This window comes from Leucobacter sp. (assembly GCF_053528595.1).
On record NZ_JAIVPF010000062.1, the window covers coordinates 63,593 to 73,049 of the forward strand.

Annotated in this window: 12 protein-coding genes; 5 read left to right on the top strand and 7 right to left on the bottom strand. The window is 71.6% G+C overall.

Annotated elements, in window-relative coordinates; all coding sequences use genetic code 11:
• The first annotated feature begins 34 nt into the window (after nucleotides 1–34).
• The 3 genes from ACWKZU_RS12805 to ACWKZU_RS12815 are packed head-to-tail and all read left to right on the top strand — an operon-like array spanning nucleotide 35 to nucleotide 2,130.
• A complete protein-coding gene (locus ACWKZU_RS12805) occupies nucleotides 35–718 on the top strand; it encodes a FadR/GntR family transcriptional regulator (RefSeq protein WP_449282715.1) in 684 nt (227 codons plus the stop codon).
• A complete protein-coding gene (locus ACWKZU_RS12810) occupies nucleotides 705–1,904 on the top strand; it encodes an MFS transporter (protein ID WP_449282716.1) in 1,200 nt (399 codons plus the stop codon). Before ACWKZU_RS12805 ends, ACWKZU_RS12810 begins: the two co-directional genes overlap by 14 nt.
• Nucleotides 1,905–1,914: 10 nt before the next feature.
• Nucleotides 1,915–2,130: an SCO4848 family membrane protein gene (locus ACWKZU_RS12815; RefSeq protein WP_449282717.1), complete on the top strand. Its 216-nt coding sequence runs from the start codon at nucleotides 1,915–1,917 to the stop codon at nucleotides 2,128–2,130.
• Nucleotides 2,131–2,345: 215 nt separating this feature from the next.
• Here ACWKZU_RS12815 and ACWKZU_RS12820 read toward each other — a convergent pair whose 3' ends face one another.
• Nucleotides 2,346–2,525: a hypothetical protein gene (locus tag ACWKZU_RS12820; RefSeq protein ID WP_449282718.1), complete on the bottom strand. Its 180-nt coding sequence runs from the start codon at nucleotides 2,523–2,525 to the stop codon at nucleotides 2,346–2,348.
• A gap of 80 nt (nucleotides 2,526–2,605) precedes the next feature.
• Between ACWKZU_RS12820 and tagD the strand changes: the two genes are divergently transcribed.
• Nucleotides 2,606–3,004, top strand: a complete 399-nt coding sequence (gene tagD / locus ACWKZU_RS12825; protein WP_449282719.1) for a glycerol-3-phosphate cytidylyltransferase — start codon at nucleotides 2,606–2,608, stop codon at nucleotides 3,002–3,004.
• A gap of 331 nt (nucleotides 3,005–3,335) precedes the next feature.
• Here the strand turns inward: tagD and ACWKZU_RS12830 are convergent, their stop codons facing one another.
• The 3 genes from ACWKZU_RS12830 to ACWKZU_RS12840 all read right to left on the bottom strand — a co-directional run bounded on the left by ACWKZU_RS12830 (nucleotide 3,336) and on the right by ACWKZU_RS12840 (nucleotide 6,169).
• On the bottom strand, nucleotides 3,336–4,115 hold the full coding sequence (locus tag ACWKZU_RS12830) for an amino acid ABC transporter ATP-binding protein (RefSeq protein WP_449282720.1): 780 nt from the start codon (nucleotides 4,113–4,115) through the stop codon (nucleotides 3,336–3,338).
• The gene (locus ACWKZU_RS12835) at nucleotides 4,112–5,140 is read right to left on the bottom strand and encodes an amino acid ABC transporter permease (RefSeq protein WP_449282721.1); all 1,029 of its coding nucleotides are present in this window, start codon (nucleotides 5,138–5,140) and stop codon (nucleotides 4,112–4,114) included. Before ACWKZU_RS12835 ends, ACWKZU_RS12830 begins: the two co-directional genes overlap by 4 nt.
• Nucleotides 5,141–5,260: 120 nt before the next feature.
• Nucleotides 5,261–6,169 carry an ABC transporter substrate-binding protein gene (locus ACWKZU_RS12840; RefSeq protein ID WP_449282722.1) on the bottom strand — a complete coding sequence of 303 codons (909 nt, stop codon included), beginning with the start codon at nucleotides 6,167–6,169 and terminating at the stop codon, nucleotides 5,261–5,263.
• A gap of 428 nt (nucleotides 6,170–6,597) precedes the next feature.
• On the opposite strand from ACWKZU_RS12840, the gene ACWKZU_RS12845 reads away from it, so the two are divergent.
• On the top strand, nucleotides 6,598–7,134 hold the full coding sequence (locus ACWKZU_RS12845) for an NUDIX domain-containing protein (protein ID WP_449282723.1): 537 nt from the start codon (nucleotides 6,598–6,600) through the stop codon (nucleotides 7,132–7,134).
• 17 nt (nucleotides 7,135–7,151) lie between these two features.
• Here the strand turns inward: ACWKZU_RS12845 and ACWKZU_RS12850 are convergent, their stop codons facing one another.
• From ACWKZU_RS12850 to ACWKZU_RS12860, 3 genes are all read right to left on the bottom strand, one after another.
• Complete coding sequence (locus ACWKZU_RS12850) at nucleotides 7,152–7,979, bottom strand: ABC transporter permease (RefSeq protein ID WP_449282724.1); 828 nt, start codon at nucleotides 7,977–7,979, stop codon at nucleotides 7,152–7,154.
• The gene (locus tag ACWKZU_RS12855) at nucleotides 7,979–8,773 is read right to left on the bottom strand and encodes an ABC transporter ATP-binding protein (RefSeq protein ID WP_449282725.1); all 795 of its coding nucleotides are present in this window, start codon (nucleotides 8,771–8,773) and stop codon (nucleotides 7,979–7,981) included. Before ACWKZU_RS12855 ends, ACWKZU_RS12850 begins: the two co-directional genes overlap by 1 nt.
• Nucleotides 8,774–9,457: ABC transporter substrate-binding protein (locus ACWKZU_RS12860; RefSeq protein WP_449282726.1), on the bottom strand; the 684-nt coding region annotated here is incomplete at its 5' end. It lies immediately after the preceding gene.

The following is a 9,457-nucleotide window of genomic DNA, read 5'->3' on the forward strand; positions in this document are numbered from 1 at the left end:
CCATACAAGCTACCCGATCTGCAAGGATGGACACGTGCGCCAGATTCAACGACGATCTCTCGTCGACACCGTCGTCGACGAGCTGAAGCGCGAGATCGCCCAGGGAAGCTGGGGGATCGGCGACCGGATCCCGTCGGAGGCCGAGCTCACCGCGACGCTCGGCGTCAGCCGGCCCTCCGTACGCGAGGCGGTGCGATCCCTCGTGCAGCTCGGCCTGCTCGAGACGCGGCAGGGCGACGGCACCTACGTCGTCGCCACCGATGCCACGCAGGTCGCGCTGCGCCGGGCCCTGCGCTCGGCCGACAGCCGCGAGGTGATCCGCGTGCGCCGTGCCCTCGACGCCCTCGCGGCGCGCGAGGCGGCCGAGTTCCGCAGCGCGGCCGACCTCGCCCACCTCGCCGAGCAGCTGCGCCTGCGCCGCGCGGCGGTCGAGTCCGCCGACACCGCCTCCTTCGCCGAGGCCGACCTGGCCTATCATCTCGGCATCGCAGCCGCCTCCGGCAACCGCCTGCTCACCGACATCTACGCGAGCTTCGACGGCTCCATCCGCGAGTCGGTCGCCGATGCCTCCTGCCTCGCGCAGGGCGGGGATCCCGACCGCGCCGACCTGCACGAGGCGCTCTTCCGAGCGATCGATGCGCGAGACCCCGACGCGGCCCAGGCCGCGGCGCTCGGGGTGCTCGAGCAGCAGGAGCGGTTGCTCGATGAGCATCCCTGAGCGCCGTCAAGGGATCGCCGCCGGCGTTCTGATCCTCGCCATCGGCCTCAGCGTCCGCTTCCCGATCACCTCCGTCTCGCCGCTGCTCGGCGACATCGCGACCGCCTACCGCCTCCCCGACTCGGGCCTCGCGGTGCTGAGCGCGATCCCCGTGCTCCTCTTCGGCCTCGCGTCGCCGCTCGCGCCGCTGCTCGTGTCGCGGTTCGGGCTCACCCGGGCGATCTCGCTGCTGCTCGCGGTGCTCGCGGCGGCGACGCTGCTGCGGCCCCTCTCCGCCCCGCTCCTCTTCGCCGGCACCGTCGTGATCGGCGGAGCCATCGCCATCCTCGGCATCCTCGCCCCCCAGATCATCCGGCACGCGCTGCCCGCCCGGGGCGGATTCTGGACCGGCGTGTACACCACCTCATTCGGCGTCAGCGCAGCCGCCGGCGCCGCGCTCGCGGTCCCCCTCCTGCATCTTGTCGGCGACCGCGTGGCGGTGGCCCTCATGAGCTGGGGCATCCCGCTGCTCATCGCCCTCGGCCTGGCGCTCGCCCTCGGCCCGCGCCTCGGAGCCGGTCTCGCCGCGCGCGGGGCGGCGAAGCAGCTCGCCCACGGCTCCGTGTTCCGCGCGAAGGGCATCTGGCCCGTGACCGGCTTCTTCGGATGCCAGGCCTTCATCTACTTCTCGCTCACCGCCTGGCTGCCCACCATCGCGGCCGACCGCGGCATGCCGGCTTCGGAAGCCGGCCTGCTGCTCGCCTGGATGAGCGTCGCCGGGCTCCCCGCCTCGCTGCTCGCCCCCACGCTCGCGGGGCGCCGCGCACTGCGCACGAAGCTGATCGCGGCCGTCGGGGTGCTCTCCCTGCTCGGGGTCGTGGGGCTCGCGCTCGGCCCGCTCGCCCTCGCCCCCCTCATGGTGGCCGTGCTCGGCATCGCCCAGAGCGCGGCCTTCGGGCTGGCGATCGCACTCATCGTGTTCACGGCGCCGAGCGCCGCGCAGACCGCCGCCTTCTCCGCGACGAGCCAGGGCATCGGCTACGCGGTCGCCGCCCTCGGCCCGCTCCTGCTCGGCATGCTCGCGCACACCGGCCTCGAGTGGTCGCGCATCGTGCTGCTGCTCGCGGCGGCCTCGGCGGGCGAGCTGGTGTTCGGCGTGATCGGTGCGCGCGCATCGGCCGGCGAGGAGCGCCCCGGCCGCGCGTAGACTGGTGCGCATGGTCGTCTTCGCGGGAATCCTGCTGCTGGTGAACGCCGTCTACAACGCCGTGGTGTGGCCGCGCTTCTGGACCCGCGTGGCCAAGGATCCTCGGGCGCGCGACGAGCAGGGGCGCCCCACCCGCTTCCTCACCGTGCACGCGGTGCTCATCGGCCTCGCGCTGCTGATCGCGCTCGTCTCCGCGGTCGCGGGAGTCGCGCTGCTCCTCGCCTGAGCGCTCCGCCGCGCACGTGCCGGAGCGCCGCCGCCTCGCGCACCCCGCGCCGCCGCCTCGAAACCGCTCCCGTTTCTCGAAACCGCGCCGTTCCTCATCGCTGGAGGCGTCGGTTTCGGCGAGTGGGCTCGGTTTCGGCCGGGGGGCTCGGTCTCGGCGGGCTGAGGTCGCGGCTGGTCGTCGCAACCGCCCTCGGGAGGGCGCAGCCGCCCCGCCTACTCCTCCTCGCCCGCGCCGTGCTCGTCGTCGGCGTGCGGCCGACCCGATTCGAGGTGCGTCGCGGGCCCGAGATGCGAGGCCCCGCCCTCGTCCACCCACTCGTGGCCGAGCTCGTCGTTGTGCGCGGGATCAGATTCGTGATCCGGAAGCCTGCGATCGCCGTCGGTCTGCATCATGCCTCCCTGCATCCGCGGGCCGCGCGGGCGCGAGGCCCCTGTTCCCAGGGTACGCGCGCCGTGCGGCTTACGATAGAGGGATGAAGCGGATCCTGACCTACGGCACCTTCGATCTCCTGCACTGGGGACACATCCGCCTGCTCCGGCGCGCTCGTGCGCTCGGAGACTACCTCGTGGTGGCGGCGTCCACCGAGGAGTTCAACGCCGGCAAGGGCAAGAAGACCTACCACGACTTCGAGACGCGCAAGAACATGCTCGAGGCGGTGCGGTACGTTGACCTCGTGATCCCCGAGGAGGCGTGGGACCAGAAGATCCGCGACGTGCAGCGCTACGAGATCGACACCGTGGTGATGGGCGGCGACTGGGAGGGCGACCCGCGCTTCGAGGTGCTGCGCGACTACTGCGAGGTCGTCTACCTCGACCGCACGGAGGGCGTCTCCACGACGAAGATCAAGAAGGACCTCGGCGTCAACGCCTGACCCCGGCATCAGCGGATTCGGCGCGTGCGGGGAGCACCCTCGGGAATCATCGGGTTTCGAGGTGTCGACTCGCCGCTGCGCTCCTCGCTCAGCACGGCACTCGCCCCGTCCCCCTCGTTCAATCGGCGGGCACCGCTCAGCACTCGATCTCCCGCGGGAGGGATGGGGCCGCATCCCGCGTTCCTCCGGACCGGGCCGCACGCGAGAGGCTCAGGGGCGGGGGTCCGGTGCCGGCGCTCTTGCGGAGGAGAGATGGGCGAGTATGCACATCTCGATGACGCGATGTCGCGACGGCACCGGATTCCCGGCCCTGAGCCCCGACGCGTGAGACCTACAGCACCTTCGAGAGGAACGCCTTGGTGCGCTCGCGCTGCGGGTTGGAGAGCACCTCGGCCGGGTCGCCGGCCTCCACCACCACGCCGCCGTCCATGAACACCAGCTTGTCGGCCACCTCGCGCGCGAAGCCCATCTCGTGCGTCACGACGATCATCGTCATACCGCTCTCGGCGAGGCCCTTCATCACCTCGAGCACCTCGCCCACGAGCTCGGGATCGAGCGCCGAGGTCGGCTCGTCGAAGAGCATCAGCTTCGGCTCCATGGCGAGCGCCCGCGCGATCGCGACGCGCTGCTGCTGACCCCCCGAGAGGTGCGCCGGATAGTAGTCGTAGCGCTCGGCGAGCCCCACGCGGGCGAGCAGTTCCATGGCCCGCGACTGCAGCGACGCCTTGTCGCCCTTCTTCAGCAGCGTCGGCGCGATCATCACGTTCTCGAGCGCGGTCATGTGCGGGAAGAGGTTGAACCTCTGGAACACCATGCCGATGTCGCGCCGCTGCTTGGCGGCCTCCTTCGGGTGCATCTCGTAGATCTTGTCGCCGCTCTGACGGTAGCCGACGAGCTCGCCGTCGACCCAGAGCCGGCCGGCGTTGATGGTCTCGAGGTGGTTGATGCAGCGCAGGAACGTCGACTTGCCCGAGCCCGACGGCCCCACGAGGCAGAGCACCTCGCCCCGCTGCACCTCGAGCGAGATCGACTTCAGCACCTCGTTGGAGCCGTAGGCCTTGGAGACGGCTTCCGCCTTCACCATGGGCGTGCCGGTCGCGTGAGCGTTCATGCGCCACCTCCGGGTCGGTTGTGCGGGGGCACGATGGTCTCGCCCGCGTTGCTCGGGTAGGTCGGCGTGGTCGCGCCGTCGACGCCGACGACGCCGATGGCCTGGGTCTCGACGGTGGGCTTCATCACGTCGGGTCGCTGCTCGACGCCCTTCGCGAAGTGCTTCTCGAGGTAGTACTGGCCCACCATGAGGATCGAGGTGACCGCGAGGTACCAGATGGAGGCGACGATGAGCATCGGCACCGGCTGGTAGGTCACGGCCGTGATGTCGCGGGACCGGCCGTAGAGGTCGAGCGTGAACGGCACCGCCGCGACGAGCGAGGTCGTCTTCAGCATCGAGATGACCTCGTTGCCCGTGGGCGGGATGATCACGCGCATCGCCTGCGGCAGCACCACGCGCAGCATCGTGTGCCACCAGCCGAGGCCGAGCGCGGTCGCCGCCTCGTGCTGGCCCTTGTCGACCGAGAGCAGGCCGGCGCGCACGATCTCCGCCATGTACGCGGCCTCGTTGAGCGCGAGGCCGATGACCGCGAGGGTGAAGTACGGCAGCAGGTCCTTCACGCTGATGGTGGTCACCGCCTCGGTGAACGGGATTCCCAGGGTGATGGTCTTGTAGATCGTGGGGATGAGCCCCCAGAACACGAGCTGCACGTAGACCGGGGTGCCGCGGAACAGCCACAGGTAGACCCACGCCACCGATTTCACGACGGGGTTCGGCGACTGCCGCATGACCGCGATCGCGACGCCGAGCACGATGGCGATGATCATCGAGTAGACGGTGAGCTGCAGGGTGTAGCCCGCGCCGGTGACGATGCGGGTGTCGAAGAGGTACTTCCCGACCTCCGGCCAGTTGAAGACCGGGCGGTTGAACGCCGTGTCGTAGAGGAACAGGCCGGCGATGAGGATGATCACCACCGCGAACGTCGTGCGCCACGGGTGCCGGAGCCGGATGGCCTGAATCGCTTCAGGCGTCGCGTGGGTGCTCGGGGATCGGTCCCCCTCACCCCCGGGTGGGAGATGTGACATGACTCACTTCCTGGTTCGTATCAGCGTCGTCGATGATCGGGAGCGATGGGTCGGATCGGTGCGGGAGACGGAGACGGACCGGGGCGACGGGGTCGTCGCCCCGGTCCGTGCTCGGGTCGGCTAGTTCTGCGCCGCGTTGATCGTCGCCTCGTCGAGCGCGCCCGCCTCGATGCCGGCGGCGGTCAGGATCTCGAGGTAGGTGCCGTCGTCGATGAGCGACTGCAGCGCCGCCTGCACGGCCTGGGTCGTGTCGCTGTCCTTCTGGGTGGCGAAGCCGTACGGGGCGGCGTCGAACACCTCGCCGACGGTCTCGAGCTGGCCGGCGAGCTTGGCGACGGCGTCGCCGGTCACCGGGAGGTCGGCGGAGAACGCGTCTGCGCGTCCGTCGACGACGGCCTGGGTCGCCTCGGGCTGGCCGTCGAAGCGCAGCACCTCGATCGGATCCTTGCCGGCGTCCTCGCACGCCTTCGACTTGGCGGGGAGCTCCTCGGTGTCCTGCACCGTGGTCGCCTGCACCGCGACGGTCAGGCCGCAGGCGTCGTCGGGATCGACGTCGGAGCCGACCGCGGCGGCCCACTGCGTGCCTGCGTTCAGGAAGTTGACGAAGTCGACCGACTTCTGACGCTCGACCGTGTCGGTGAACGACGACGAGCCCATGTCGAGCGCGCCCTCCTGGATGCGGGGGATGATGCTGTCGAAGCCGAGGATCTCCCACTCGGGCTCGAGGCCGAGCTTCGCGGTGACCGCCTCGGCCAGCTCCACGCCCCAGCCCACCGGATTGCCGTCGGCATCCTTGTACTCGTTCGGCGGGTACTCGGCGTCGGTGCCGATGCGCAGCACACCGGAGTCCTTGATCTCGTCGGGCAGCAGATCGACCGCGGCCTGATCCGGCTGGATGGCGCTCGAGCCCGAGCCCTCGCCGCCGGTGGAGCCGCCGGCTCCTCCCTCGGTCTCGGCGTTGTTGACGCAACCGGTCAGTGCGAGCACGGCAGCAGCGGCGAGCGCGGGAAGCGCGTATCGAATCTTCATTGATCCCTCCAGTTGGGAAGTCCGGGGAGATTCCCGGTGTGCAATCTCGCTCCGAGTGTACTGCGCGGAGGTATCGGATCAATTACAGAGTCTCTACCCGGGTCCATACCTGCACTGGAGCCAGAGCCTCGCAACCGCGGATTTCCGCGGCGCGGCGCCCCGGGCGGCGAAGGTAACGTTCCGATTAAGCCTGGTGCCGCGCGCGTCGGGAATCCGCGCCCCTCGCGCCGACCGGGAGCGCGGCTGGGATCGAGGACCGGGGTGTCGACCCGCTCCGCCCGACCGGCGGACGGCTTCTCCGGGCGATCGCCCGGCGGAGGGGCGCGCCGCTCGCTCGGCGACGCAGGGGCGGCGGAATCGCCACATACCGACTAGTATGTAGCTGAGACGGCGCCCCGCGGCGCCGGCGCGAGCCGAGGGGGTCGGAGATGGAGCACCGGGATCCCCCGCGCGCCGCTCTCCCGCCGCGCGGGCACGAGCGCCGCCGCTCGGGGAACTGGGCCGTCGGCGAGCACGGCCGCTTCTGGGGACGGCACGGCGCGGCGGGCCTCCTCATCCAGAACCCGCGCGGCGAGGTGCTGCTGCAGCTCCGGGCCGAGTGGTGCGACCACGGCGGCACCTGGGGCATCCCGGGCGGGGCCCGCGAACCGCACGAGACCGCGCTCGCGGCGGCGCTGCGGGAGGCCGGCGAGGAGCACGCGGGTCCGGTGCACGACCTCCGGGTCACCGGATCCCACGTCGTCGATCACGGCTACTGGTCGTACGTCACCTTCCTCGCGATCGCGCCGCGCAGCTGGTCGCCGGGCGCCGAGAGCCCGGAGGTGCTCGCCGCGCAGTGGGTCCCGCCCGCGAGCATCGGCGCGCTCGCCCTGCACCCGGGTCTCGCGCTGAGCTGGCCGCGCCTCGAAGCGCTGCTGCCGCTGCGCCCCTCGCCGGGAACGCGGCTCCCCCCGCCCGCCGGCTGATCCCGCGGCGCCCGCGTCTACCGCGCCTGCCGCGCCGCGGCCGCGTCGTCGCTCCACCACAGCACCCGACGGCGCACGAGCGCGAGCGCCGCGATCAGCAGCAGCCCGAGCGTGCAGAGCAACAGGATCGAGGCCCAGGTCACCGGCAGATTCGCCTGCGCCGCCGAGGTCATCACGAGCGAGCCGAGCCCCGCCTGCCGGCCGGCCGCCACGAACTCCGCGACGGCGGCGCCCACCACCGCCAGGGGGAGGCTGATGCGCAGGCCGGCGAAGACGTAGGGCGTGCTGCCCGGGAGACGCAGGTCCCGGAAGATCTCCCAGCGGCTCGCGTGCAGCGTGCGCAGCACCTCCAGCGCCCGGGGATCCGCTCCGCGCAGGCCGGCGAGGGTGTTCACGAGCATCGGGAAGAACACCACGAGGGCCGTCACGACGTACTTCGGGATCATGCCGAAGCCGAACGCCACCACGAGGGCGGGTGCGATCGCGATCACCGGGGTGACGGTGAGCACGACGATGAGCGGCATGAGGGCCCGCTCGACGACCTCGAACTCGCACATGGCGACCGCGAGGGCGAACCCGACGAGCACCCCCGCGGCGGCGCCGACGAGCACCTCCTGCAGGGTGATCAGGAAGTTCGCGGCATACATCTGCGGCGCCGCGAGCAGGCTGCCGGCGATCCGCTCGAGCGGGGGCAGGACGAACGGGTGGTTCCAGGCGACCACCTGCCAGAGGAGCGCCGCGACTGCGAAGGAGAGGACGGCCGGGACCCACCCGCGCGGCCGGCTGCGGAACGCGGATCGGCGGCGCGGATCCCCGCCCGTCATCGCCCCGAACGCGTCCGCCATCAGCGCTCCTCCCCCATCGCACGGCGCAGGCGGCCGCGGATGTCGCCCTCGAGATCGCGGAACGCGTCGCTCGCGTAGGCGTCCTCGGTGCGCGGGCGCGGCAGGTCGACGTCGACGATCTCGGCGATGCGGCCCGGCCGGGCCGCCATCAGCACGATCCGGTCGGAGAGCATGATCGCCTCCGGCACCGAGTGGGTCACGAACATGACCGATTTCCGGTGCGACTGCCAGAGTTCGAGCAGACCAAGGCGCTGCCGGTCGCGGTTCAGCTCGTCGAGGGCGGAGAAGGGCTCGTCCATGAGCAGGATCGCGGGGTCGAAGGCGAACGCCCGCGCGATGGCGACCCGCTGCTGCATCCCGCCCGAGAGCTGCCCCGGGTACTGGTCGAGGGCTCCGCCGAGCCCGAACGATCGCAGCAGCTGCTCCGGCTCGCGCAGCTGCCGGCCCCGGTCGGCGCGCCGGTTGATCCGCAGCGGCAGCCGCACGTTGTCCCGCACGCTCCGCCACGGCAGCAGCGCCGGCTCCTGCGGCACGAAGCCGATGAGCTTCTCGGCGACGGCCGCCGCCACGGGTCGCCCGCCGATCCGCACCTCGCCCGCGTCGGCCGCCAGCAGCCCCGCGACCACCCGCAGCAGGGTCGACTTGCCGCAGCCGCTCGGCCCCAGCACCGACACGAACTCGCCCGGGGCGATCGTGAGGCTGATGCCGTCGAGCACCGTGACCTCCGCGGCGCCCCGCCCGAAGCGCCGGGAGACGCGCGCGAGCTCCACCGCGGGAGACGTGCGCGGATCCACTCAGTCCCCCTCGGGCCAGACGAGCCGGTCTCCCTCGTAGAGCCCGCGCACGAGCTCCAGGTCGACGACGTCCTCCACGCTGCGGAGCTCGTCGACCCCGCCGAAGCGCCGCACCAGCTCGGCCTCGGCCTCCCACGACTCGAGCGACATCACCCCGGGCGGACCTGCGGCGCTGTCGCGCACCCACTGCGACTCGACGCGCCACGTGCGCTCCTGCTGCTCGGCGGGAAACGCCTCGCCCTGCCCGTTGCGCTCGGCGAGCGCGCTGATGCGCTCGACGCAGTCGGCCTCGTCCTCGAGGCAGTGGTGCAGCGCCTTGAGGCTCGCCCGCATGAAATCGGCGGCGACCTCGCGGTGCTCCCGCAGGAACCCGGAGTTGACCTCCATGACGTTGTACGTGCCGGTGAGCCCGAAGTCGGCGGGCAGGAACTCGGTGAACGGCTCGCCCATCGCCCGCAGCCGCTCGGGCTGGTTCGAGGCGTAGCCGACGATCGCATCGACCTGGCCGCGCGTCACGACCGTCGGGTCGTAGTTGGTCATCTTCACGAACTCGACCTGCGACGCGTCGACCCCCGCCGCGTCGAGCATGGCCGAGGCGATGGGGGTGAGATTGATGAAGTAGCCGAGGGTGCCGCCCTCGAGCTGGCGCAGATCGGTGATGCGCTCGTTCGCGAAGATCGAGAA